Below are 25,181 nucleotides of genomic sequence, written 5' to 3' on the forward strand. Positions count from 1 at the left end.
CCGTATATACGCGACATGCAAACTGTAGCCGAGAAATACGTGAGGGGGGCACAAGACTATGATAAGCGACAAAGCAGTGATAAGCCCTAACGCGAAAATAGGCAACAACGTTACTATCTATCCTTTTGCATATATAGAGGATGACGTTGTTATCGGTGACGGATGTGTTATCTATCCTTTCGTGAGCATCATGAGAGGCTCTACGTTGGGCAAAGGGAACAATGTACATCAGGGAACGGTGATTGGTGCCGTACCGCAAGACTTCAATTATCATGGAGAGATGACCCGTGTGGAGATTGGAGACGGAAATATCATACGAGAGAACGTGGTGATAAACCGCGCCACCCGAAGCGAAGGACTGACACGTATCGGCAACAATAACTTCATAATGGAGGGTGTGCATCTCTCGCACGACACAAAGGTTGGCGACAGATGCGTATTCGGTTATGGCACGAAGATTGCCGGTGATACCGAGTTCATGAACGGAGTGATACTGTCATCAAACGTCATCGTAAATCCCGAAGTGCGTGTCGGAACGGCCGCAATGATAAGTAGCGGATGCCGCATAAGCAAGGACGTGCCGCCATATATCGTGGCAAGCGGAATTCCTGTGAATTATAGCGGACTCAACTCACATGTGCTTTCAAGCCACGGAGTTGATGAAAAAAACCAAAAGCACATTGCAAATGCCTATCGTCTGATATTCCAAGGAAAGACAAGCGTTCTCGATGCAGTGTCACAGGTAGAGGAACAGGTGCCCGACGGAGAAGAAATTCGTAACATCATCGCTTTCATACGCGCCACATCGCTTGGCATTATAAGCAAGATGTAACCACATAATGTTCTTTAACCCAAATCTCTAAGTTTGCAATATGAATTGCAAACTTAGAGATTTGGGTTAAAAAGTTTAGGAGTAGAGTCAATAATGGATATTCAGGTGCATTTTCCCAATGCACGTGTCTGTAAGAACAGCATGGGATGCAAACGGACACGAGCCTGACGTTCTTGCAAAGCAATCATATCAAATGATATTCGGGAAAACTCATTACGCATAACTTTTTAAACACTTTTCTTATATACTCTTTCTCCCTGCAAAGTAAAAACATTTCTGATAATTTGGCAGTTAAGGAAATAATCATTACCTTTGCCCCCACAATTCTAAGAAGAAGCAGAAATTGAACGTATTAGAGAGATACAACAATCCTACGCACCAATCTTTATATTATAAAAGTATATGCAGGGAACAGGAAAACAACAGTTTTCTTGTAAAAAAGTCGTTGAATTATTTGGCAGTTCCAAATAATTTGCTACTCTCTCTCTCTCTCTCTCTCTCTCTCTCTCTCTCTCTCTCTCTCTCTCTCTCTCTCTCTCTCTCTCTCTCTCTCTCTCTCTCTCTCTCTCTCTCTCTCTCTCTCTCTCTCTCTCTCTCTCTCTCTCTCTCTCTCTCTCTCTCTCTCTCTCTCTCTCTCTCTCTCTCTCTCTCTCTCTCTCTCTCTCTCTCTCTCTCTCTCTCTCTCTCTCTCTCTCTCTCTCTCTCTCTCTCTCTCTCTCTCTCTCTCTCTCTCTCTCTCTCTCTCTCTCTCTCTCTCTCTCTCTCTCTCTCTCTCTCTCTCTCTCTCTCTCTCTCTCTCTCTCTCTCTCTCTCTCTCTCTCTCTCTCTCTCTCTCTCTCTCTCTCTCTCTCTCTCTCTCTCTCTCTCTCTCTCTCTCTCTCTCTCTCTCTCTCTCTCTCTCTCTCTCTCTCTCTCTCTCTCTCTCTCTCTCTCTCTCTCTCTCTCTCTCTCTCTCTCTCTCTCTCTCTCTCTCTCTCTCTCTCTCTCTCTCTCTCTCTCTCTCTCATAGGCGCACCGTCGCTTATACCCTCACTATACACTTTATCATACGCGCGCGAGATGCCCCCGCGCAACACCAATAGGCAAAGGACTTTCACAAGTTTCCATTGCCTCGTTTCACCGTGTTTTTTCTTTCCGTATAACAAGAAGAAACAAGACCGTTTTATTATGCTAAAAAGTATCATTTTAACATCATAAGAATTATGAACAAAAGAAAAGAAGAAAAGAAATCTTATATCGCTCCTTTTTGCGAGCTGATAGGCATGAACATTGAAGAATGTCTCATGGTAGGAAGCCCGAATGTCGGCGGGAACGTCAGTATCGAAGACCCTGTGGAGGATGACGAGGATACGGAAATCTCCGGAGCCAAGACATTCATTGGATTAGACTGCTGGGAAGATGAATGAGAATGAAAAGATTAAAGAATTAACAACCATCAATTAACAAGTAAATAATATGAGAAGATTCAAAGAAAATCCGGAGTGCAAACTACAAGGAGCAGTGCTCATAAGTATATGTTCCGCGGTGTTCGTCTTTTTGGCCGGTCTCATGCTCGGTTCGTGTACCGACGACGATCTCGCCAATAGCAACGGTGGCGACAAAGGCACTACCGTAACATTCAACGTGAGCGATGCTCAAAACGACGCGGCGAGAGCTGCTGCCAAGATTGCACCTTTCGATGGCACCATAACCAGTGCAGACTTTGCCAAAGGACTTGCCATGCAGGCTCTCACACCCGAGGATCTTACCACGCAGAAGTTCGCCGTCAACGGCGGCACGGGTGCAAACGACCTGTGCATAATCGAGACCACCACGGCAGGCGTGTCTCCCGTGAAAGAGGAGAGAGGGCAGACTCGCGCCAACATTACCACGATGGCTACGCTCGGCAAATTCTCCACCATCGGCTACCGTGGTACCACGGAGGTCGGCATCAGCAATACACCGTGGTTCTACGACAAGGACACTAATCCCGACGGTACGCTCGTCAACCCTATCTACTGGTCATGGGAAAAGCCCTACGGCAAGTTCTTCGCCATATTCCCACGCGAGCAAAATGCCAACGGCAAGTTAAAACTTTCGGGCGAGACCTATATCGGCACACCCTACATAGACTTAGAGGTAGAGAAAGATGTGAAGAACCAGAAAGACCTCATGACGGCCTGCTCGGGCGTTGTGCATTATGCTACGCAGTTCGTTGCACCCGACATTAATCTCCGTTTCCGTCATGCCCTGACAGCCGTTCGCTTCAAAGTGGGGCAGAACCTTTCGTATAACAAGATTATCACCAAGGTAGAAATTATCGGAGCCATGAGCAAGGGACGCTACACGCTCTCCACGCAAACTGATGGAACGGGTGCTGCATGGAGCGACCTCTCCACTCCACAGACCTTCACTCTCGGCGGTGATGGCACAGTGAACGTGAGCACATCAACAGCTGTGAACAACATCATTCTGGGCAACAACGGCGACAACTACACCTTTTATATGATACCACAGTCGCTCGCAGGCGTACAAGTAAAAGTGCACTTTTCCGATGGCTCAACGCCTATCACAGCCAATCTCTCGGGCACATGGAAGCCCGGCACTACGAAGACCTATGCCCTGTCGCAGAATACATCTACATGGGACTATCAACTCACCGTGACCAGTCCCGCCGCCGTCGGCTACGATGTCACCACGACCGGCGATTACACTGTCAAGAGTTATCGCGAGGATCCCGTCACCCACATACAGCAACCCGTGAAGTGGAAAGTAGTGAGCTATCAGGAGAGTACTGATGGCGGTCAGACATGGGGAGCCGAGACAACGGTCAAACCCGCATGGCTTACCTCTCTGAGCATGACCGAGGGTAACGGCGGAACTTCTGCCGAGAGCGGATTCGGCACGCTCACGACCAACATTACCGACCTGCTTACCAAACGCAACAAGGCCTTAAAGAATGCAACGGCATTAGGTTCCTCCGGCACTCCCTACGACCTTTCCACAAAGGGCGGCACGATTCAGCGCAGCACAGCCAACTGCTACGTCATCTCCGCACCGGGACATTACCGTATTCCGCTGGTCTATGGCAATGCTATCAAGAACGGCACGACTAATGTCCATGCCGTACAAACCAGCAATACGGGTAGTCATATCCTCAAACATTTCAAGAATCATAATAACCAAAATATTACCAGACCTTGGATTACGGAGAGCAACGGCGGAGTCAATTCACCCAATGGTGCCAAAATTGTCTGGGCAGACGAAAGCGGACTCGTAACCAACCTCGCCGTGTCGGGCAGCGGTACCAACGCTTTTGTCAAGTTCAAAGTGCCCGCCTCTGCCATCAAAAACGGAAATGCAGTCATCGCCGTGACCAAAGCCGGTGTGGTCGTATGGTCCTGGCACCTGTGGTTCGCTCCCCAAAGCGTACTTCAGACTACGGCTTGCACGAATTTCCAGAAGAAGGTTTACAACATCCCCAATGAGACACTCGGCTGGAAATACACCGTTTGGAAAGCTAGCACCTATTCAGCTCCCCGCAGCGTAAAAGTCAAGGTGGAGCAGACCGTTGCCAATGGTGGTGTAAAGCAGGAAGGCATCATTACCATCACCCAGAACAACGGCGGAGTGCGGCAAGGCTACAGCACGTTGTACCAATTCGGCCGTAAGGACGCTTTCCCCGGTACGGACGCAATTTCCGAGGGTTCTTTCAACAAGAACGGTGGCAACAACATGTCCATCCAGAACGGCATCCGCCATCCCGAAATATTCTATACTGAAGGTTCGTCATGGATCAATAATTACTCTTACAACAACCTTTGGTCTATGGACAATACCGGCTACGGCCACAACGACAACCCTGTCGTGAAAACCATCTACGATCCTTGTCCCGCGGGCTTCCACATGGCTGCCGGCTATGCCTTTACCGGATTCACTACCACTGGCAACAACTCCGAAAATCAATCCGAGTTTAATGTTTATGGAAACTGGGACTATGGTTGGAATTTCAACAACAAGATTACCAGTCCTAATGCCACGGTTTATTTCCCCGCTTCGGGCTATCGTGGGCATGACGGCACGTTACACAGCGTGGGGAACTTCGGCGACTATTGGTTGGCCGTTCCGGGCGACACGCAACGCGGTTGCGATCTGTATTTCGGATTGAACAAGATTGGGCCGCGGGGATTCGACGGCCGGTCATGGGGATTCTCCGTTCGCCCCGTGGCAAAATAATCTGCTGAAAACCGGACAACAATATTTAGTAACAATCATGGGCTGCGGCGCATCGCAGTGTCCGCACCCTTCGCTCTTTGACATACTGACACACGGCGGAAACGAAAATCTCCTCTGATATTTGGAATTGTCGCCGGAAAATTGTATTTTTGCAGAAAATAGGAGGCAAGAATATGACACAGATTTTGGTAACACTTAACGAAGACTCTACCGCACAAAGCATACGACGCGCAATAAGCATGCTTCGTGGCGTGGCTTCCACCTCTATCTATAAAGGAGAGGAGCAGGCACGCAAGGCGTATGTGAAGAAAACACTGACACGCGCCGTTGACGAATTGAAGACCGCGAAGAAAAAAGGCATGAAAATGCAGAAGGCTGAAGATTTCATCAAGGAACTTGAAGAAGGCGTATGACAGTGAAGATTTATCTTAGCGAAGAGTTTAAGCGACAGTTCAAGCGATTGGCCAAGAAATACCATTCGCTCACGAACGACTTCAAGGTTTTCATGCAAGCCATGGAAACTGACCCTATGCAAGGGGTAGACCTCGGCAACAGCATGCGCAAGGTAAGAATGGCTATTGCATCGAAAGGCAAGGGCAAGAGTAGCGGTGCAAGAGTGATAGCCTACCATGTGGTTCTTACGCACGAACACATTGAAATCAACCTACTCACCATCTATGACAAGGGCGAACTCGCCAATGTTTCTGATAGTTATCTCAAGAGTTTGTTGACCGGGCTGCTCTGACCTCAGAACTTTTAATAAAAACTATTTCCGTCCCACGCTCCAATCAAGAACGTGGGACGATTATTTTCTATACTTGTCGAGATTTTCGCTTTCCGTCATGTGGTCAGTATAGAATGTCCCTGTTTTCTCGCCATACGAGGGCACGGACGGTCAGAAAACAGGAAAAACAACGTTTCCGAGTGGTCGGAAAGACGTAAAATAGAGTTTTCCGACTTTCCAAGAACTCGGATTAGTGAAAAACATAAAAATCCATGCTTTCCGAGGGCTCGGAAACGAGAAAAAGTCCGTAGGACGGTTGTCCGAGAGCTCGGAAATATCAAAACCATATTTTTTTATCTCTTAAAACCTGTTTTTATGAAAATCAAGTCTATTGCACTGACATCACTCCAAAACATGGAGCATTTCCAGTTCGCCGGCCATGTGCTGGCAATATGTCGGGAGGCGAACATCGCCAAAATCACCCAAATACTCTTTCCACTGCAAAAGGCATTTGAGGACGAGGACAAGGCTCTCAATCTGCCGCGACAGGAAGAAGGTACGAAAGAATTGGAGGTACTTGACAGGATTCGCGACCAAGCCTACCGCTCTTTGCAAATACTGACAGACCTGCACCTGCACTCTGACGATGATGCCTTCAAGACATCCGCCGAAAGTATATCGGAGGTACTTGCACGCTATCCCAAGATGCTACATGTAAACTACGACAAGGAAAGCGGCATGCTCAAGAACCTCATCACCGACCTGCGTGCCAAAGCAATGACCTTCCACGTGACGAAACTTCTTGCCAAGCCCTACATCGACCGCCTCGACAAGGCCAACACTGCCTTTGACCAACGATACCGCTCACGCCTGAAAAGTGCAATACCGTCGGGAACGTTCGACATCAAGGCATTGCGCGCAGCAACAGACAAAGCCATCAACGCAGTAGTCCGTCGTATGGACTCGCTTGACGACCTCGAACCAAACACGTCCGGACTTGCAGAACTCATAACTCTGTACAACGCCCTCGTGGACAAGAAACGCAACACGCTATCACACCGTGCAGCCACCTCACAGACTGCGCGCGATAAGCGCACCGCAGGGTATGAGGCACTCCTGAAACCAGGCTTCGCCTCCTTGGAGCAGTTCCTCAAACTCTCCTCCGGAGCCCTTTCGTTCACGGGCAAAACCGAGGGTACGGGCAAAAACCGTCACTACGAACTCGCAGTGAAAGGCAAAACCGCCGAAGACAGCAAGCCCAAGAACATCTGGGTAGGTATAAACAAGGATGGTACTCTGTACATTTGGGATAAAGAGAGTGGCAAACCGGCCACACCTACGGGCACTGAAAAATCCTCTTCCAAAAATACGTAAGACATCCGCAACGGGAGTTCATAAAACGATAAGAGCACCGGCACCTGACATAGATGTCAACCCAAGTGCCGGTGCTTTTATGCCTCCGATTACGCTATTTGAACATTTTCCGAGCGTGTTGTTTCAACTACTGCAAAACTTTTCAACCACACAAACGAAGTGCTCCCAAAGTCATGTGGAAGACTTTTGGAGCATTTCGTTTTTATTTGTCGATATATAATCCGCTGAAAATCCAAACGCACAATATCCCTATCCGCGCCGTATCATCAACACACCGGTATGCCTCCGACTTACGGAAACCTTATTGATACTTCAAAATCATTCCCTCCGCCTGTTCGTTTCCGAGTTCTTTCGCTTTCTGAAGATTCTGTAATCCTTCCTCTTTCTTTCCCGATGTGACCAATGCTATGCCGAGAACAAGATAGCCCTCGCTATATTCCGGTGCTATACCAACACACTGCCGCCCCACATCAACGGCTTCTTCTTTCATGTTCAGACGTAACAGCAGCGAGGCTTTCTCTGCATAATAGAACGGTTCTTGAGAGTCCAAGCGTATGGCATGGTTGATGTCAATAAGTGCCTGTTGATACATCTTCGCCTTTATCTCCAACTGTTCGCGACCATAATAGAACTCCGCAGATAAATTTTCCTGCATCAAAATCTCTGCCCTTGCATAGTCGAACACCGCATCACGATATTTCCCGGCCTCGTCAAGCAGACCTCCACGTATAATCAGATAAGGCGCGGCCTCGTTCAGTCGGAGCGTGTCAACCGACATTATAGCACTGTCAACAAGCGAGATAACCTCATCTATCGGTGCTCCCATCTCTTTCTTACAGAGTGCCGCTTCATGAAAGATATTCGGGCTGCGAAACTGCGTTTTGGTAAGAGAAATAAAACCATCGTAAGCCTCCTGGTATTTTTTCTGCATATACTTTGCCTGATATTGCAGATAGTTATACAACGGCTGTGGGTCTGTTTCAAATGCTTTCTGTGCCATCTCTACTACCTTGTCGAGACTCCATTCGGCATAAGGTACATCGGGCAACAATGTTTCCTTGTCGTACATCAGACGTGCATAGGAGTAATACGCATCGGCTTTGTTCCCCGACTTGGCAATCGCTGTCTGCATATCTCGGTCGGCTTCGGCGAACAGTTGCTTTGACATCTCAATACGTGCACGTGCCGAATATCCGTCGGGATAGTCGGCAAATTGCTCTATGAAGTCGTTCACCAGTTCCTCATATTTCTTTTCGTCAAGCATCTGCGGCGCCATAGCCAGTGCCACCAATGCCTGTTTATAGTCGGCAGGCAGTGCTGCGGTAATACCGATGCGACGCAACACAGGGTCGGTGTGCGACAGTCCGCTCACGGTAAGACCATTTGCGAACAAAGCACTTGTGGCATGTGTTTCACTCGATGTCAGCGAAGGCTGCACCAATGCCAGCACCTCGCCGGCACTATTCACCAACGGACACGAAGCAAAAGACTCCGGAGCGGTCTCAGATAGTATGTAATACGGAAAACTTCCATTGAATGTTTCAACGCTCTTTATGCTGTTCTCCGTGGGTGCTGCCGCGTCCTTTGCATAGCCCACCACCCACACTTTCGCGCCTGTCTGTTCCTGTCCGGAGGCGAGTTTGGCAGGAGTTGTCTTACCGTCCACGCGGAATTTCACAACATCATACATGTCATTAGCCCCCAGTATTCTCACAACGTTCATCTTCTTACCGCTGTTATCTATCACAACGGCACTTGCCGCACCTTCAAAAGGTTTCAGCATACTTATCCCCTCGCCGTTCTTTCCAACGAAAATACCGCGTGACGAGACCAGCAACGTTCCGTCTTCCTTGAACGTAGTGAGTGTGAACACCGCCTTGCCGACATTCTTTACCGCCGAAGGTTGTGCATTTGCCAACAATGGCAGAACCATTATCGCAAATGCCATAATAAACTTTCTTACTGATGAATTATCCATATTTATTCTTTAAAAAGGAGTTTGGGAGAAAAGCCCCCCTATCCCACCGCTGTTTCACGGCATCTTATTCAACAATTCTCTTGCATTATTAACAGCCGCCTCTGTTATGTCAGAACCGCTCAACATCTGCGCAATCTCCTGCACCCGTTCCTCTTCAGAGAGCATTATCATGTTCGAGACGGTGCCGTTTGTGGTCTCCTCCTTATACACTTTATAGTGGTTTTCACCACGCGCGGCTATCTGTGGCAGGTGCGTAATGCTTATTACCTGACGGTTGTTTCCGGCCATCTCTTGCATTATGTTTCCCATTTGCTCGGCTATCTTACCGCTCACTCCGGTGTCAATCTCATCGAAGATAATTGTCGGCAGTTTCACAGCACCGCTTATCATCGCCTTTACCGACAGCATTACGCGGGCAATTTCACCTCCCGAAGCCACCTCGCTGACAGGTCTCATCTCTGTACTCGTATTGGCACTGAACAGGAACGACACCCTGTCGGCACCGCTCTGTGAGAGAGGTTTGTCGTCAATGGCGATACTGAAACGCACCTTAGGAATGCCCAATGGCACAAGTCGCTGCTTCATCTCTTTCTCTATCTCATTGGCAGCCTTACGCCTTTGCTTGGTAAGACGTGCCGCAGCATCGGTGCATTTTGCTTGCAAACGTTCCACTTCGGCCGTCAGTTGCAGCAGTTCTTCATCACCATTCTCTATTCTACAGAGTTGATTCTCGAGGTCTTTCCCTATCGAAATAAGTTCATCTATCGTACCCACATGATGTTTCTTTTGCAGCGAATAGATAATGTCGAGCCTGTTGTTTATATCTTCGAGACGTTGCGGGTCGAATTCCACATTCTCTGCCCTGCGGCTGAGGTCTTGTCCGATGTCCTTCAGTTCTATTGCACAACTGTCAAGGCGTTCTGCCATTTCAGCCGCTTCGCCATAAACCTCTGCAATGCCGTTCAGTGCCCGTGCGGCCTCTTTCAGTCTGTCGGTCATACTGCGTTCGTTGTCTCCCTCCACCAGCGACTCGGCTTGATACAAAGCCCCTTTTATGTCTTCCAAGTGACTTAACGTCTCGCTTTCCTGTTCCAGTTCTTCCTGTATTCCCTCCCGCAGTTCTGCCTCTCGCAGTTCGTTGAGTTGGAAACGCATAAAGTCTTCGTTCTCCGCGTTACGGCTTATGTTGTCTTTCAGTTGCTCCAGTTCCTTTCTTGCCTTCGTCATGGCATTGTAGGCATCTTGATATTCGGCCATCAGACTGTCGTTTCCGGCCATGATGTCCACCACGCTAAGTTGGAAATCTTCCTCTCGCAGCAACAGGTTAAGATGTTGGCTGTGTATGTCTATCAGTGTCTGTCCGAGCGTTTTTATGGTCGTCAGAGCCACCGGTGTATCGTTCACGAACGCCCTGCTCTTGCCCGAAGCAGTGATTTCTCTACGCAATATACAGTCTTCGGCATCGTAGTCGATGTCGTTCTCTTCGAATAAAGACTGCATATTGTAATTATCAATGTCGAAATGCGCCTCTATAACACACCTTTCGGCATCTTTTTTTATAAGTTTCGAGTCTGCCCGCTGTCCGAGCAGTAATGCTATTGCACCGAGAATGATGCTCTTTCCCGCTCCCGTCTCTCCCGTAACGACAGAAAAACCGTTTTCAAACGTTATGTCGAGTTCGTCAATCAGCGTGAAATTCTTTATGTATAGTTGTTTCAGCATTTCCTATTCTTTTATCTTTTCCCACGAGTTGTTCTGCGAGGCGTTGATTGAGAACAGAATATCATAGACCGTTTCCTTTTCTTTCTGCGTACCCTTACCTTTATATATATTGGCAAGTTCGTCCTTCTTATAGTCGGTCCATATTTGCGGCAGCATACTCATCGGCCGGTCTTCGTGCGCTTTTTTCAGCCCGTTCTCCAATGCTGCCGTCACGTTTGTGCGTCCTCGCTCTACGTTGTTGGCCATTTCGTCCAGCCCCAGTCGGTAGTAATCATACTGCAACTGCCGGAACGGTTTCATCGCTCCTTCCATGTAGTCGTTGATTATGGCGAATCGGTTTCTGTCATTGTCGAACGCTTTCCATCCGCTATAAGTCAGGTTCTGAGCGTTGTTGGTTAGGTTCAGGCAGCGTTGCAGCACGTCTTCTCCACCCATCGGTGCGAACGAATCGAGATTGATACCGATTATCAGCAACGCGTAGTAGGCGGTCAGAGCCACGAGTTGGTTATCTATCTGATCCTCGTTGAAATTCAGTTGGTCGAACTGCGAGAACTCGAAATCGAAGTTATTGTCGCGGTTGTTATACAGCGTCGTGGTGTACGAAGAGTTATAAACCGGACGGTTTGCCTGTATCAGCGCATTGCATGTGAATAAGTTTGACGAGGCATCATACTTTGTCACGGTAATATTGAAACTGCACTGTATGCGCTCATTCTTCTGAAACTGCAGCGAGGTCCATTGCCTTTCGTTGATGAATTGCTCCAATGTCTGTTGCAAACTCTCGAACACCGAAGCATCGGTGCCCTGCACCTGCTGATGATTCACATTGACACGCGCCTGCAATTCCTGTGCTCCCGAGCACAGTGTCATGGCAAGCAGTGGTATGAGTAGAAGGAGTTTTTTCATCGTTTTATTGTCTGGCCGAGACAGCGTCACGGCAATGAAAGAATGGAAAAATAGTTTTATTGTTCGCGAAGCGGAATCTCCAGTTCGTCGATAATGTCTCGTGCCACCTCTGTTTTCGGCTTCTTCGGGAAAGTCTTCTTCGCCGTTTCCGAGATAATGACAATCCGGTTGTCGTCGCTACCGAATGTAGTACCCTCGTTCCGCGTGCTGTTCATCACTATGAAGTCGAGTTTTTTCTTTTTCAGTTTGCTCAATGCGTTCTGCTCCTCGTCGTTCGTTTCGAGCGCAAAGCCCACGAGAATCTGGTCACGATGCTTGCGGCGACCCAGTTCGGCGGCAATGTCGTGTGTCGCATCAAGGTGCAGCGTGAGCGACTCTCCCTCACGTTTTATCTTCTTGTCGGCCACCTCAGCGGGCTTGAAGTCGGCCACGGCAGCGCATAATATTGCTGCATGCACATCGCCAAATGATGCCACGACGGCCTCATACATCTCTTCGCAACTCTCCACGTCAATGCGCTCGATGCGCTCCGATGCTTTCATGCTCACCGGTCCGGCAATGAGTTTCACCTTTGCTCCACGCCGTGCACATTCCTCGGCCAGTGCAAAACCCATTTTACCACTTGAGTAATTGCCTATGAATCTCACCGGATCTATTTTCTCGTATGTGGGTCCTGCGGTTATCAGCACTTTCTTTCCCCACAGCGGAGAGTTGGCATAATACTGCTCATCGAAATACCTGTCGAGCATTTCCACTATCTTCTCAGGCTCTTCCATGCGACCTTTCCCTTCGAGTCCGCTTGCCAGCGAACCGCTCTCCGGTTCTATTATCACGTTTCCGAAACTGCGAAGCCGTTCCAAATTTGCCTGCGTTGAGTGATGGGCATACATGTCGAGATCCATCGCCGGCGCAACGAACACCGGTGCCTTCATCGACAGATAGGTAGTAATGAGCATGTTGTCTGCTATGCCGTTGGCCATTTTCCCGATGGTGCTTGCCGTTGCCGGGGCTATGAGCATTGCGTCTGCCCACAGTCCGAGTTCCACGTGCGAGTTCCACGAGCCGTCGCGCTGTGCGAAAAACTCACTTATCACGGGTTTACGTGTCAGTGCCGAGAGGGTGACGGGGGTGATGAACTCTTTTCCCGCAGGCGTTATTACCACCTGCACCTCGGCACCCTTTCTTACGAGTTGTCTGACTATAAGGCATGCCTTGTATGCGGCGATGCTGCCCGTAATGCCCAAAACTATCTTCTTGCCGTTCAGCATATCTTTCTCAATTTTTCTTCATTTCGCGCAGGCGTATTCTCGTAAGTGCCTGCTTTGTGTTATAGGTGAAGTCGCCACCGAGCATCCAACTGAAATAGCCGGGGTCTTTCCGCAGTATCTCTGCCACGTCCCAGCCTCTGTATTTTCCGAAGTTGAACACCTCATGACGACGCGGTTTCCCGTCCTTGTCGAGCAATGTCTTGCCATCTTTGTCAAGCATATCCTTCCATATCATGCGCCCGGCAAAATCCACATTGTCGTTATTCTTCGACATCTCGGCAAGTTCGTCCATATCGTTACGCAACTGCCGTTCCGGTTCTTCCTGTCGTCCCGGCTCGTACATGTCGAGTTCGCCCATCAGCACACGATAGGTAGCCTCCGTGTCTTGGTCGGCACGGTGAGCCTCAAAGTCGTCCTCCATTTTCCTGCCACAGTAGAATTTGTATGCCGCAGCAAGGTTACGACGCTCCATTTTGTGGAATATCGTCTGTGCGTCGATGAGTCTGCAAGCATTGAAATCGAAGTCGATGCCGGCACGAAGAAACTCCTCTGCAAGCATCGGAATGTCGAAGTGGTTGGAGTTGAAACCGCAGAAGTCACACCCTTTAAAGTCGGCCTCCAGCGTCTTTGCTATCTGCTTGAACGTCGGTGCGTCCTTTACGTCATCGTTTTTTATGCCCGTCAGTTGTTCCACTTCAACGGGAATTTCCTTTTCGGGGTTCACAAACTTGTTCACACGTTCCTCCTTACCGTCGGGGAATACCTTTATGTACGAAATCTGTATCACGCGGTCTTTCACTATGTCAAGACCTGTTGTTTCAAGGTCGAAGACCACGAGGGGCTTCTTCAGGTTCAGTTTCATCGCGTCGTTCTTAGTCGTTCAGCAGCATTGGCATCAAGAGCATAAGCACCTCTTCGCCCTCCGGTTGCTCAGATGGAATGATGATACATGGGCGACTCGGGTCGGCAAACTGCATCAGCACCTCGTCGCTTTCGAGGTTGCCGAGTATCTCAACGAGCGACGTTCCCATGAAACCGATACTCATCGGAGTGCCCTCATACGAGCAACTCACCTCTTCCTTGGCACTTGTAGCAAAGTCGATGTCTTCTGACGACACCTCTATCTTACCGGTACCGATGCGCAGGCGCACCTGCTGACTGCTCTCGCTGGCAAACGGAAGCACGCGACGCAGTGCACCGATGAGTGCCTTGCGGTCGATGCTGAGTTCGTATGGGTTGTCTTCCGGTATCACCGAAGCGTAGTTGGGGTAACGTCCGTCTATAAGACGACATGCCAACATCGTATGCCCGAATGTTATCTCGGCGTTGCGGTCGTCAAAACGTATAATGACATCGGTCTCTTCTTTTGTCAGCACATTCTTCAAAAGCGTGGCCGGTTTCTTCTGCAATATGAACGAACGGGGGTTGTCGCTCTTCAGCGAGAAGAGTTTGTTGCGCACTAATTTACGACCGTCGGTTGCAACGATGTTCAGCGACTCCGGCGTGAGATCCATGTAGATGCCGTTCATCACGAGACGCAGTTGCTCGTTGGCCACGGCGAATATCGAACGCGAGATGTTGTCAAGCAATGCCTTTTCCGAAATCTGAAGCGTTGCAGCCTCATCACCCATCTGCTGTGAGCGCGGATATTCCTCGGCATTCTGGCATGTGAAATTATACATACCGTTCTGATAAATCACCTTTACTGTCATCTGTTCCATGTTCACATCAAGCGTCAGCGGCTGCTCCGGAAGTTCTTTCACAGCATCGAGAATGGTGCGATTGTTCACGGCGAAACTGCCCTCGCCTTCCATTTCGTCGAGAGTCAACTCGGTCTTCATCACGTTTTCGCTGTCAGATGCAGTTATCTCTAACCTGCCGTTGCTCACCTCGAAGAGAAAACAGTCGAGGATTGCTATACTGTTTTTACTGTTAATCACCCTTGAAAGGATGCCCAGTCGGCTGCTAAGAGCCGTGCTTGATACGGTAAATCTCATATTCTGAAATTATGTTATGGTTTATTTATATTATCATGAATTAGCCACAAAATTACAAAAAACGACAGTGGTAAACAAAAAAACAAGCAAAAAAGTTTCCTCTTTTAAATCTATTTTATTAATTTCGCAAACGATTTCGCGCTTTAGCACATTTTTTACATACGGAAAGACAATAATAACAAACAATAAATCATAAACGACAATGGAAATAGAAGGAAGAATAATCAACGTCCTGCCGAAACAGGAGGGAACATCAGCACGCACCGGTAATCACTGGGCATCACAGGAATACGTTATCGAGACACACGACCAGTATCCCAAGAAATGTTGTTTCCGCATATTCGGAGAAGACCGCATCAACGCCATGAACATTCAGGCCGGCGAGGAGTTGCGCGTGAGTTTCGACATCGATGCACGCGAGTATCAGGGGCGTTGGTTCAATTCCGTAAACGCATGGAAAGTGGATCGCATAGACCCGGCAGCCGCACAGGCAGCACAACCGGGAATGCAACCGATACCACCGACAGCATTCGGCGCACCGCAATCTGCGGCACCGTTCGGCGAACAGCCTGCGGCACAGGCTTCGGACAACACTCCGGCCGACGATCTGCCATTCTAAACATTCCGCATGTCATATAAGAAACCGGCGAAATGCGACGGCAAAAATACTAACGGAGGTGCTTTTCGTCATGGCGAGAAACATCTCCGCTATTGTTGTTATGCCACGTAACAGAAACCTATTTAGCCCAAATTGGTCAGCAATTTCGCCTGTTTTGCTTTGCAATTTCGCCCAAATTGGTCGGCAAATTCGCCCAAATTGCTTTGCCTAAGGTATCTGAAATAAATTAATTTCATTACCTTTGCAGGCGGAAAAGAATATCAATCATCTTAAAAATGGGAACAAAACAATGAACAATTTTCTGAAACTATTACTTGCATGCCTGTGCATCAGCGGTACGGCATGCGGACAAAAAAACTATACCGACCTTGATGTGACGGCGTTTGAGGCCTATCTCGAAGAACATAAGGACGACGGAGTGCAACTCGTTGACGTGCGAACGGCAGAAGAATATGCCGAGGGAACGATACCCGAAGCGGTGCTGATAGACGTGAAAGAGAGTGACTTTATGGAGAAAGCAACGGCAAAACTCGACAAGACAAAGCCCATAGCGGTGTTCTGTCGCAGCGGTCGCAGGTCGGCAGCAGCGGCAAAAAAACTCACCGAGCAGGGATACAAAACGGTAGTAAACCTCACTGGCGGTTTCCTTGCGTGGCAAGAGGCAGGGAAGGCAACAGTGAAACCGCAGGGCGACAGCGACATCTGAGTCGTAAGACGCGCACTGCAGAAATAACGAAAAGTACAGAAACGAAGAAAGGTCATACCGTCGCGGGCATGACCTTTCATTCTTTTTATATCGCGGTTTCTTATTTTATTTTCGCGTAACCATAACGACTTGTGGCGTTGAGTTCCTCCTCGATGCGAATGAGTTGGTTGTACTTGGCCATGCGGTCGGTACGACTCATAGAACCGGTCTTTATCTGACCGGAGTTAGTTGCCACTGCGATGTCGGCGATTGTGGCATCCTCGGTCTCGCCTGAACGGTGAGAGGTAACAGAGGTGTAGCCGTGACGGTGTGCCATTTCGATTGCCTCGAGGGTCTCGGTGAGCGAACCAATCTGGTTAACCTTGATGAGAATACTGTTGGCAGCACCCATCTGGATACCCTTTTGCAGGAACTTGGTGTTGGTAACGAAGAGGTCGTCGCCCACCAACTGACAGCGGTCGCCAATGGCAGCGGTCAGTTTCACCCAGTTCTCCCAGTCATTCTCATCGAGACCGTCCTCGATTGAGTCGATTGGGAAGTCGGTAATGAGTTTCTCAAGGAACTTTATCTGCTCCTCGGCAGAGAGTTTCTTGCCGTTGGGATCCTTCTTCTTACCGTTCTTCAGTTGGCTGTAGTCATACCACCAGTTGCCGTTCTCGTCCTGAGTAGCAAACTCACTGGCAGCGCAGTCCATTGCAATCTTAACGTCCTTGCCCGGCTCATAGCCTGCAGCCTTTATCGCGTCGCAGATAATCTGCAGTGCGTCCTCGATACCGTTGAGCGCAGGAGCGAAACCTCCCTCGTCGCCTACGGCTGTGGAAAGTCCGCGAGCCTTCAGCAGTTTGGCAAGGTTGTGGAACACCTCGGCACCAACGCGGATGCTCTCCCTTATCGACGGTGCGCTTACCGGACGTATCATGAACTCTTGGAAAGCGATTGGCGCGTCAGAGTGAGCACCACCGTTGATGATATTCATCATCGGAACAGGCATGGTGTATGAATTGCAACCGCCGATGTAGCGATAGAGTGGCATTCCGAGTGCGTTTGCAGCAGCCTTTGCAGCAGCCAGAGAAACACCGAGAATGGCATTAGCACCGAGTTTGCTCTTTGTAGGTGTGCCGTCAAGAGCCAGCATTTTATAATCGAGTGCACGCTGATCGAGAACACAGTCGCCCTGAAGTGCAGGTGCGATGATAGTGTTCACGTTCTCAACAGCCTTCAAAGTTCCTTTGCCAAGATAGCGACCTTTGTCGCCGTCGCGAAGTTCGAGAGCCTCGTTCTCGCCTGTAGATGCACCTGATGGTACGGCAGCGCGTCCCAATACTCCGTTTTCCAATACTACATCAACCTCAACAGTCGGGTTACCTCTTGAGTCGATGATTTCTCTTGCATGAATTTTTTGAATCTTCATAATTGATTAATATTTAAATGTTCAAATCGTTGTCGTTTCGGTTTATTAATCTTTTTACCATATAATTATTTTGGAGTGCAAAGGTAAAAATAAAAAGACAATAACAGGGGTATTGCCTTTCCTTATTAATTATTTTTAATACAACGAGTTACAACTTGTCAGATGCATATTGCAAAAACGACTGCTTGAGCGGATTTTATGCGCATCTGATGTTGCGAAACGAGCATTTCAATATGCCGAAGAATGAGCGTTCGGATTGACTTAGAACGTCATATTTTGGTTCGTCGGTATAGGGTAATCGTATTGTTGTCGATGCTTTGTTGTTCTACCACATTGACATCGCCGGGGAGTTCGGGGGCACGAGTTCCTTTTTCCACGCACTGCGGGGAGGTTTCCACGCGTATGTCGTCGTACAGGTTATTGTTGATGAACGACTGCAAGGTTTTTCTTCCGCCCTCGACCATCATCGACTGCACACCGCTATCGTGCGCCGCCTTCATCAGTATGTCGAGCACCTGCTTGTCGGTGAGTTCGTTTTCCATTCCCTGACATGGTTCGGTTTTGTGTGTAAGTACCATTTTTACCGGCGACGGACCGACCCAATGGCGCACCGTGAGTTGCGGATGCTCGCGCTCGTCGGTGGTTCGCCCCACCACGATGGCATCGTTCTCCGAACGCATCTTGTGCATAAGCATCAGCGTGACGGGTGTTGAAATGGCGAGACTGTTGCCGCAATCGTCTATAAAACCATTGGCCGTTTGCGCCCATTTCAGTGTTATGTAAGGGCGGTGCAGACTGTGATAGGTGAAGAAACGCCTGTTCAGATGCCGACATTCTTCCTCAAGCACGCCCACCTCTACCTCTATTCCTGCCTCGCGAAGTCTGATTATGCCGCGCCCTTGCACCTCGGCGAAAGGGTCGATGCAACCCACCACGGCACGATTAACGCCCTTGCTGACTATAAGGTCGGCACAAGGTGGTGTCCTACCCCAATGAGAGCAAGGTTCGAGACTTACGTATATTGTCGCTTCTTTCAGAAGATGAGCGTCCTCAACGGCAACCGATGCGAAAGCATTGACTTCGGCATGAGCTCCTCCGCAACACACATGGAAGCCCTCACCGATAATCCTTTCGCGCGCCACTATCACCGCACCAACCATAGGATTTGGTTTGGCGAAGAACTCACCGCAGCGTGCCAGTTGCAGGCATCGTCGCATATACTTCTCGTCTTCTGCTCTTTGATTAGCCATATTACAGTCGATGATTTTGTGCAAAGTTAGTAAATCTTATCGAGAAAACGGCTTTGCGGGCAACATAATCTTATGTTTCACTGCGGCAAAAGGCATGCTATGGAGGGGAGGTTTTGGTTAAATATAGTCAAAGGAATGTTGAGAAATGGGATTTATTATGTATTTTTGCCGATATTATGAGAGTGATTACACGCGCCGTAATTACGGCTATGTTCTTCTGCCTTGCACTTAATGCCACGGCACAGGCTGTGGATAACGACAAGATGAACCCCGAAGATATGCCCATCAGCATGAATGAGCCGACAATGGAGCCGAGGGTCAAGGTGACGCGTGTACTCGACAAACAGGGCGACAGCATACAGTGTGTGCAGTTGAACCGCGTCTATGTGTATCCGGCAATAGCCTTCAAGGACGAGAAACAACAGCAACAATACAACCAGTTGGTGAAGAATGTGAAGCGGGTATTGCCGATAGCGAAGGAAGTGAACGGCATCATCATCGAGACATACGAATATCTTCAGACGCTACCTAACAAGAAAGCAAAGGATCAGCACATGAAAAAGGTGGAGGAAGCGATAAAGAAACAATATACCCCAAGAATGAAAAAACTGACATTCTCGCAGGGTAAACTACTCATAAAACTTATTCACCGTGAATGCAACTCGTCCTCATACCAATTGGTACAGGCCTTCCTCGGTCCCGTGAAAGCCGGCTTCTATCAGGCTTTCGCTTGGGCTTTCGGCGCATCACTGACAAAAAAATACGACCCCAACGGCAAGGATCGTCTTACCGAGAGGGTCGTACTTATGGTAGAGGCCGGCCAATTATAACAATAATCAGGCTTTCACCGTGAGCAGAAAATAGTTCTTCTTGCCCTTCTGTACGAGCAGATATTTGCCGGCGATAAGGTCTTCGGTCGTGATGATACGATCGAAAGCCTGAAGTTTTTCCTTGTTCAGGCTCACTCCACCGCCCTGCACCATCTTTCTCATTTCGCCCTTCGAGGGGAATATGTCGGCATCTTGTGTGAACAGTTCTACTGCCGGTCGATTCAGTTTGTCAGCCGTAATTTCATAGTGTGGCACACCATCGAAGACATCAAGGAATGTCTGTTCGTCAAGTTTTTGCAGTCCTTCTTTTGTCGCTTTGCCGAAAAGTATGTTCGAAGCCTCTATCGCTGCGTCGAGGTCTGCTTGCGAATGTACCATCACTGTCACTTCTTCTGCAAGTCTCTTCTGCAACATGCGTCGTCCCGGGTCTTGCTTATGTTCCTCTACGAGAGTCTCGATTGTCTCGCGGTCGAGCGATGTGAATATCTTGATGTATCGTTCGGCTTCCTCGTCACCGGTGTTAAGCCAGAACTGATAGAAACGGTATGGGGACGTGCGTTTGGGGTCGAGCCAGATGTTTCCACTCTCTGTCTTACCGAATTTCTTGCCATCGGCCTTCGTGATGAGCGGACATGTCAGTGCGAAAGCCGGTTCTGCTTCGCTTCCGAGTGTGCGTCTTATGAGTTCGGTTCCGGTTGTCATGTTGCCCCATTGGTCGTTTCCGCCAAGTTGCAGGCGCACTCCATGACTGCGATATAGGTGCAGGAAGTCGTATCCTTGCAGCAGTTGGTAGGTGAATTCGGTGAATGACAGTCCGTCACGCGCTGTTCCGTTAAGACGTTGTTGCACGCTATCCTTTGCCATCATGTAGTTGACGGTGATGTGCTTACCCACCTCTCGTGCGAAGTCGAGGAAAGAGAAATCTTTCATCCAGTCGTAGTTGTTCACGAGTTCGGCACGGTTAGGCGCATCGCTTTCAAAGTCAAGGAACTTTGCGAGTTGTCTTTTTATGCACTCTTGGTTGTGTCGCAGTGTAGTCTCGTCAAGCAAGTTGCGTTCAAGATTTTTTCCCGACGGGTCGCCTATCATGCCTGTGGCTCCGCCAACGAGTGCTATCGGCTTATGCCCACAGTGCTGCAGGTGGCGCAACATCATCACTCCGCAGAGGTGTCCGATGTGCAGTGAGTCGGCAGTGGGGTCGGTTCCCAAGTATGCCGATACAATATTTTCGTTAAGATACTCCTCGGTTCCCGGCATTATCTGTGCCAGCATACCGCGCCATTTCAGTTCTTCAACAAAGTTTTTATTCATTGCTATATGGTTTTCCGGGGGTTATTATTGAATTGTTTTGAGGGATTATTTTTATTCGGTGCTAAATTGTTGCAGGCATCACGGCACCGGATCGTAGCCGCTTCCGCCCCAAGGATTGCACCTAAGAATGCGCCACACAGCGAGGGCGAGGCCCTTTATCGGGCCATGTTTCACTATTGCCTGCCTTGCATATTCCGAACATGTGGGCACGAAACGGCACGAGGGCGGGGTGTATGGCGTTATGAAACGCTGATAGAACAATATCGGACTTGTCAGCAACCATATAAAGGCTTTGGATATGGCATATATGATTTTCATGTTTTCTCTCCTCCTATCCTTCCGTCTGTGGTATCTTGCCGTTAAGCATTCGCTCTGCTATACGCTCCAGCAAGTTGCGCACTTTATGAATTATCTTTGCCGAAGAGTGCAGTTTGTCGTCTATACACACGAAAGCAACGAGCAACGTCATTTCGGGCATTGATTCCAAAGCGTCCTTGAGAACATGTTTGTTCAGACGGTAAGCCTCACGCACCTGTCTTTTCACTCGGTTACGTTTAACGGCTCTCTTGAACATTCTCTTCGGCACACTGACCATCATTGCTGCCTCAACACCATCCTTTTCTCTCGGCATAACGGCATATACCGCCCTTAGCGGGAAGGCAGACATTGCTTTGCTTTGCCCTCCGCAGAAGAGGCGGTCGATAGTTTTCTTACTGCTGATCCGCTCTCTCTTTTCCAGTGTAGGAGCGTCGGTTATCGCCATTAAACAGTGTATGAGATTTATTTTTCTTGCTTGCGCAGGTATTGCCGCAGTGCTCCGGTCATCGACGGATGTTCTTTTGTAGGAGCCTCTATCACCACCGTGAGCCCGGCATCATGCGCAGCCTTTGCCGTTGCCGGCCCGAAGGTAGCCACGGAGATGTGGTTGTATTTATCGCCAAAGTTCTTCTTGAAAGCCGTTATGCCCGAAGGACTGAAGAAGATGGCCATGTCATAATCGAATGCTGTAGCCTCTTCCTCGTTGAAGTCGTTGCTCACGGTGCGATACATCACGCACTCCTGATGAGACAATTTCTTTGAGTCGAGCAGTTCCTTCACGCTGTTGTCGTGTACGTCGCTCATCGGTATGAGATACTTTTCTACCTTATGCTTCATCATGATTGGCACCAAGTCGGTAATCTTTCCTGTGTTTCCGAAGAACACTTTGCGCTTGCGATACTGCACATATTTCTGAATATAGTGTGAGATAGTTTCCGTAACACAGAAGTATTTCATTTCTTCGGGAACCTCGATACGCATCTCTTTCGCCAACTTGAAGTAGTTATCTATGGCATGACGCGACGTAAACACCACTGCCGTATAGTTGAGCAGGCTCACTTTCTGCTGCCTGAACTCCTTCGAGGTGAGTCCCTCTACCTTTATGAAAGGACGGAACACCAGTTCTACACCGAAATCTTTGGCAATGTCGTAATAGGGTGATTTTTCGCTTGAAGGTTGCGGTTGGGATACCAATATCTTCTTTATCATCTATCTAATAATTTATTTTCAAACTGTTCACTATCATCATCATGCCACCACCCAATGTTAGGAGGGGCACTATTTCAAGCGTGCAAAAGTACAAAAAAATCTGCAATTTTGGGCCGTTATGCCGAAAAAATGTTACATAACACTTGTAAAAAGAAAGTATTTTAATCAAAATCAGCAACGCAGCAGTATAAATAAGTACCGTCTGTAGTGGCAGATTGAAATATATAAGCAACACAACTGTCGGGAAAAGCAGCACTCCGCCGACACTTGTGACGAAGAGTTGCGACTTGAGCCACACCCTGTTGCTCGTCCTATCGAAGAAAACCCTGTTTACAAAGGAATAGACCGCTGCTTTCAATAGGAAATAACCGGAGAACAACGCGAGGAATATTGCTATCAGCGTGTAGTGGGATTTCAGTATCAATGGCTCTCTGACGGTTTCTTCTACGTAGAAAAACGCGAGCAAAGAGAATTGCAGACACGTCACAAAGACAAGGAAGAACTGAAAGCGAAGTTCCGATATGGTTTCGTTTTCGGTCGTGGTATTACCGCTGCGAACGCGGAAAAAGTTCTTGGCCTGACGGAAAATGAAGTCGCGTGAGTGTGAAAATGCGATTATACCGAGAATGAAACTGGCCAGCAGAAGGGTGGTTATGAGTGTGTCGCCACGCATATTGTAAGGCACAGGGTCGCCTGCCACTCCATAGCGACCGCCCGACAGTTCGGGATGATACATCGAGTCGCGGTCAAAGAACGACTCTTCGAAGAATGGTTTAGTGTCTTTCTTGCTCGAAAGAGAATCGAAAGGCATGCGCAGAGTGTCCGGACGTGTACTCAGATTTTCCCTTGTGGGCTTGAAGTTAGCCTGTATTGCCGAGTCTTGTTGTGCCGGTGTGGCATCTTTCGGCAACTGTTGCAACACATGCTTGGGGGTCAATTCGTTTGGGGCAACACCACCGTGTTGCCCCTCCTGATGTCCTTCCGTCACTTCTGTGGCGGCGTATTGTCGAGCGTTATGCAAAGAGTCTGCCCTTAACAACATGCCTTTCATCATCCGTTATATCAACTGTAGATATGAAATCTGTAAATTATCAACTTGCAATCCTTGATTCTAAATAAGGAACTCTCTCCTTATTCGTTCCACCTGATCGAGTTTTTCCCAAGTGAACAGTTCCACATCCATTGTCTTTTCATCGTGGTAGCGCGAGGTGAATGTTTTCCTAACCACCTCGTTCGGGCGACCCATGTGACCGTATGCCGCAGTCTCCAGATACATCGGCTGGCGCAGTTTCAACTGTCGTTCGATGCCCTTTGGTGTGAGGTCGAACATCTTCACTATTCTCTCTGCTATCTCGCTGTCAGTCATATTGACGCGCGACTTACCGTAGGTATTAACGTAAATATTCAGAGGTTTTGCCACTCCGATGGCATAACTTATCTGCACCAGCATTTCGTCAGCCACTCCTGCGGCAACCATATTCTTTGCAATATAACGCGCTGCGTATGCCGCCGAGCGATCAACCTTGCTCGAATCCTTGCCCGAGAAAGCACCTCCGCCGTGCGCACCTTTGCCTCCGTAGGTGTCAACTATTATCTTTCGCCCTGTCAGTCCGGTGTCTCCGTTGGGTCCTCCGATTACAAATTTTCCCGTAGGATTTACGTGATATATGATTTCATCATTAAACAAATCCAACACCTTATTGCTGTGGATACCGGCCTTTACGCGCGGAACGAGTATGTTTTTCACATCCTCGCGTATGCGCTCAAGCATCTGTGTGTCGGCTTCTTCCTGACTTCCCGCATCTTTTGCGGACACGAACTCGTCATGCTGTGTAGAAACAACGATGGTATGAATGCGCTGCGGCAAGCCCTCATCACTATATTCTATGGTCACCTGACTCTTTGAGTCGGGACGCAGATAGGTCATCTCTTTGCCCTCACGACGTATCTCCGCGAGTTCGTAAACCAAACGATGTGCGAGGTCGAGCGACACCGGCATGTAGTTTTCTGTTTCGTTAACGGCATATCCGAACATCATACCTTGGTCGCCTGCACCTTGGTCTTCGGCAGTCTGTCCGGCACCTTTCAGTTCTTTATCAACGCCTCTGTTTATGTCTCCGCTCTGCTCATGTATGGCAGAAAGAATGCCACATGAGTCTCCGTCGAACTTATATTCACTCTTGGTGTACCCAATCTTGTTAATCGTTTTTCGCGCAATAGTTTCCAAATCTATGTAAACTTCACTACGCACCTCGCCCATTATGACCACCTGTCCTGTGGTAACGAACGACTCTATGGCGCAGCGGGCTTTTTCGTCATAGGCCAGAAACTGGTCGAGTAGCGCGTCTGAAATCTGATCGGCCACTTTGTCGGGATGTCCTTCCGAAACTGATTCGGATGAAAATAAATATGCCATTTGCTTTGCTTGATTAAAAATAGTAAATTAATTTATCGGGGGCAAAGGTACAAAAAAAAGGTATAAGGTGGTTATAAGTTATGAGAAATTAACTT

The 25,181-nt window shown here is 48.7% G+C and carries 24 protein-coding genes and 1 pseudogene; 9 read left to right on the forward strand and 16 right to left on the reverse strand.

From position 1 onward, the window contains the following. The first annotated feature begins 58 nt into the window (after window positions 1-58). Window positions 59-832: an acyl-ACP--UDP-N-acetylglucosamine O-acyltransferase gene (lpxA, locus tag EHV08_RS06230; protein WP_126678549.1), complete on the forward strand. Its 774-nt coding sequence runs from the start codon at window positions 59-61 to the stop codon at window positions 830-832. Between the two features lie 104 nt (window positions 833-936). Here lpxA and EHV08_RS11930 read toward each other — a convergent pair. Both EHV08_RS11930 and EHV08_RS06235 read right to left on the reverse strand, forming a co-directional pair. Continuing rightward, a pseudogene (locus EHV08_RS11930) lies at window positions 937-1,053 on the reverse strand (IS982 family transposase); the annotation flags it as partial. Window positions 1,054-1,203: 150 nt separating this feature from the next. Then, on the reverse strand, window positions 1,204-1,929 hold the full coding sequence (locus EHV08_RS06235) for a hypothetical protein (protein ID WP_126678550.1): 726 nt from the start codon (window positions 1,927-1,929) through the stop codon (window positions 1,204-1,206). 105 nt (window positions 1,930-2,034) lie between these two features. On the opposite strand from EHV08_RS06235, the gene EHV08_RS06240 reads away from it, so the two are divergent. From EHV08_RS06240 to EHV08_RS06260, 5 genes are all read left to right on the forward strand, one after another. Further along, entirely contained in the window at window positions 2,035-2,238 is a 204-nt protein-coding gene (locus tag EHV08_RS06240) for a hypothetical protein (protein WP_126678551.1), read from the forward strand. 49 nt (window positions 2,239-2,287) lie between these two features. After that, on the forward strand, window positions 2,288-5,047 hold the full coding sequence (locus EHV08_RS06245) for a fimbrillin family protein (RefSeq protein WP_126678552.1): 2,760 nt from the start codon (window positions 2,288-2,290) through the stop codon (window positions 5,045-5,047). 173 nt (window positions 5,048-5,220) lie between these two features. Further along, window positions 5,221-5,460 carry a hypothetical protein gene (locus EHV08_RS06250; RefSeq protein WP_126678553.1) on the forward strand — a complete coding sequence of 80 codons (240 nt, stop codon included), beginning with the start codon at window positions 5,221-5,223 and terminating at the stop codon, window positions 5,458-5,460. Next, window positions 5,457-5,792, forward strand: coding sequence for an addiction module toxin RelE (locus EHV08_RS06255; protein ID WP_126678554.1), 336 nt, complete (start codon window positions 5,457-5,459; stop codon window positions 5,790-5,792). Before EHV08_RS06250 ends, EHV08_RS06255 begins: the two co-directional genes overlap by 4 nt. 354 nt (window positions 5,793-6,146) lie before the next feature. Next, the gene (locus EHV08_RS06260; protein ID WP_126678555.1) at window positions 6,147-7,145 is read left to right on the forward strand and encodes a DUF6261 family protein; all 999 of its coding nucleotides are present in this window, start codon (window positions 6,147-6,149) and stop codon (window positions 7,143-7,145) included. 301 nt (window positions 7,146-7,446) lie between these two features. Here the strand turns inward: EHV08_RS06260 and EHV08_RS06265 are convergent, their stop codons facing one another. The 6 genes from EHV08_RS06265 to dnaN are packed head-to-tail and all read right to left on the reverse strand — an operon-like array spanning window position 7,447 to window position 15,016. Beyond that, the gene (locus tag EHV08_RS06265; protein WP_148108147.1) at window positions 7,447-9,123 is read right to left on the reverse strand and encodes a tetratricopeptide repeat protein; all 1,677 of its coding nucleotides are present in this window, start codon (window positions 9,121-9,123) and stop codon (window positions 7,447-7,449) included. Window positions 9,124-9,177: 54 nt separating this feature from the next. Beyond that, window positions 9,178-10,845 (reverse strand): DNA repair protein RecN, encoded by a 1,668-nt coding sequence (gene recN, locus EHV08_RS06270; RefSeq protein WP_126678557.1) that lies wholly within the window; start codon window positions 10,843-10,845, stop codon window positions 9,178-9,180. A gap of 3 nt (window positions 10,846-10,848) precedes the next feature. Further along, the gene (gene porD / locus EHV08_RS06275; protein ID WP_203227060.1) at window positions 10,849-11,751 is read right to left on the reverse strand and encodes a type IX secretion system protein PorD; all 903 of its coding nucleotides are present in this window, start codon (window positions 11,749-11,751) and stop codon (window positions 10,849-10,851) included. A gap of 56 nt (window positions 11,752-11,807) precedes the next feature. Beyond that, window positions 11,808-13,019 (reverse strand): bifunctional phosphopantothenoylcysteine decarboxylase/phosphopantothenate--cysteine ligase CoaBC, encoded by a 1,212-nt coding sequence (coaBC, locus tag EHV08_RS06280; protein WP_126678558.1) that lies wholly within the window; start codon window positions 13,017-13,019, stop codon window positions 11,808-11,810. Between the two features lie 7 nt (window positions 13,020-13,026). Further along, a complete protein-coding gene (locus tag EHV08_RS06285; protein WP_126678559.1) occupies window positions 13,027-13,881 on the reverse strand; it encodes a 3'-5' exonuclease in 855 nt (284 codons plus the stop codon). Window positions 13,882-13,891: 10 nt separating this feature from the next. Beyond that, the gene (dnaN, locus tag EHV08_RS06290; RefSeq protein WP_126678560.1) at window positions 13,892-15,016 is read right to left on the reverse strand and encodes a DNA polymerase III subunit beta; all 1,125 of its coding nucleotides are present in this window, start codon (window positions 15,014-15,016) and stop codon (window positions 13,892-13,894) included. Between the two features lie 202 nt (window positions 15,017-15,218). Between dnaN and EHV08_RS06295 the strand changes: the two genes are divergently transcribed. Together EHV08_RS06295 and EHV08_RS06300 are read left to right on the forward strand one after the other, a co-directional pair. Next, a complete protein-coding gene (locus EHV08_RS06295; RefSeq protein ID WP_126678561.1) occupies window positions 15,219-15,635 on the forward strand; it encodes a DUF3127 domain-containing protein in 417 nt (138 codons plus the stop codon). Window positions 15,636-15,924: 289 nt separating this feature from the next. Then, window positions 15,925-16,341: a rhodanese-like domain-containing protein gene (locus EHV08_RS06300; protein WP_126678562.1), complete on the forward strand. Its 417-nt coding sequence runs from the start codon at window positions 15,925-15,927 to the stop codon at window positions 16,339-16,341. Between the two features lie 100 nt (window positions 16,342-16,441). On the opposite strand, the gene eno is transcribed toward EHV08_RS06300, so the two are convergent. Together eno and ribD are read right to left on the reverse strand one after the other, a co-directional pair. Further along, window positions 16,442-17,752, reverse strand: coding sequence for a phosphopyruvate hydratase (gene eno / locus EHV08_RS06305; protein WP_126678563.1), 1,311 nt, complete (start codon window positions 17,750-17,752; stop codon window positions 16,442-16,444). A 269-nt stretch (window positions 17,753-18,021) separates the two neighbouring features. Then, entirely contained in the window at window positions 18,022-19,002 is a 981-nt protein-coding gene (gene ribD, locus EHV08_RS06310) for a bifunctional diaminohydroxyphosphoribosylaminopyrimidine deaminase/5-amino-6-(5-phosphoribosylamino)uracil reductase RibD (protein ID WP_126678564.1), read from the reverse strand. A gap of 176 nt (window positions 19,003-19,178) precedes the next feature. On the opposite strand from ribD, the gene EHV08_RS06315 reads away from it, so the two are divergent. Then, complete coding sequence (locus EHV08_RS06315) at window positions 19,179-19,832, forward strand: DUF4294 domain-containing protein (RefSeq protein ID WP_390892057.1); 654 nt, start codon at window positions 19,179-19,181, stop codon at window positions 19,830-19,832. 6 nt (window positions 19,833-19,838) lie between these two features. Here EHV08_RS06315 and tyrS read toward each other — a convergent pair whose 3' ends face one another. From tyrS to metK, 6 genes are all read right to left on the reverse strand, one after another. Further along, on the reverse strand, window positions 19,839-21,143 hold the full coding sequence (tyrS, locus tag EHV08_RS06320) for a tyrosine--tRNA ligase (protein ID WP_126678565.1): 1,305 nt from the start codon (window positions 21,141-21,143) through the stop codon (window positions 19,839-19,841). A gap of 78 nt (window positions 21,144-21,221) precedes the next feature. Next, window positions 21,222-21,461, reverse strand: coding sequence for a membrane protein insertion efficiency factor YidD (yidD, locus tag EHV08_RS06325; RefSeq protein WP_126678566.1), 240 nt, complete (start codon window positions 21,459-21,461; stop codon window positions 21,222-21,224). A 13-nt stretch (window positions 21,462-21,474) separates the two neighbouring features. Next, complete coding sequence (gene rnpA, locus EHV08_RS06330; protein ID WP_126678567.1) at window positions 21,475-21,906, reverse strand: ribonuclease P protein component; 432 nt, start codon at window positions 21,904-21,906, stop codon at window positions 21,475-21,477. A 17-nt stretch (window positions 21,907-21,923) separates the two neighbouring features. After that, a complete protein-coding gene (locus EHV08_RS06335) occupies window positions 21,924-22,670 on the reverse strand; it encodes a uroporphyrinogen-III synthase (protein ID WP_126678568.1) in 747 nt (248 codons plus the stop codon). 4 nt (window positions 22,671-22,674) lie between these two features. Further along, on the reverse strand, window positions 22,675-23,724 hold the full coding sequence (locus tag EHV08_RS06340; protein ID WP_238988024.1) for a DUF4271 domain-containing protein: 1,050 nt from the start codon (window positions 23,722-23,724) through the stop codon (window positions 22,675-22,677). Window positions 23,725-23,781: 57 nt separating this feature from the next. Further along, entirely contained in the window at window positions 23,782-25,086 is a 1,305-nt protein-coding gene (gene metK / locus EHV08_RS06345) for a methionine adenosyltransferase (RefSeq protein ID WP_126678569.1), read from the reverse strand. Window positions 25,087-25,181: the final 95 nt, after the last annotated feature.

Source organism: Prevotella koreensis (genome assembly GCF_003977605.1).
GTDB lineage: Bacteria > Bacteroidota > Bacteroidia > Bacteroidales > Bacteroidaceae > Prevotella > Prevotella koreensis.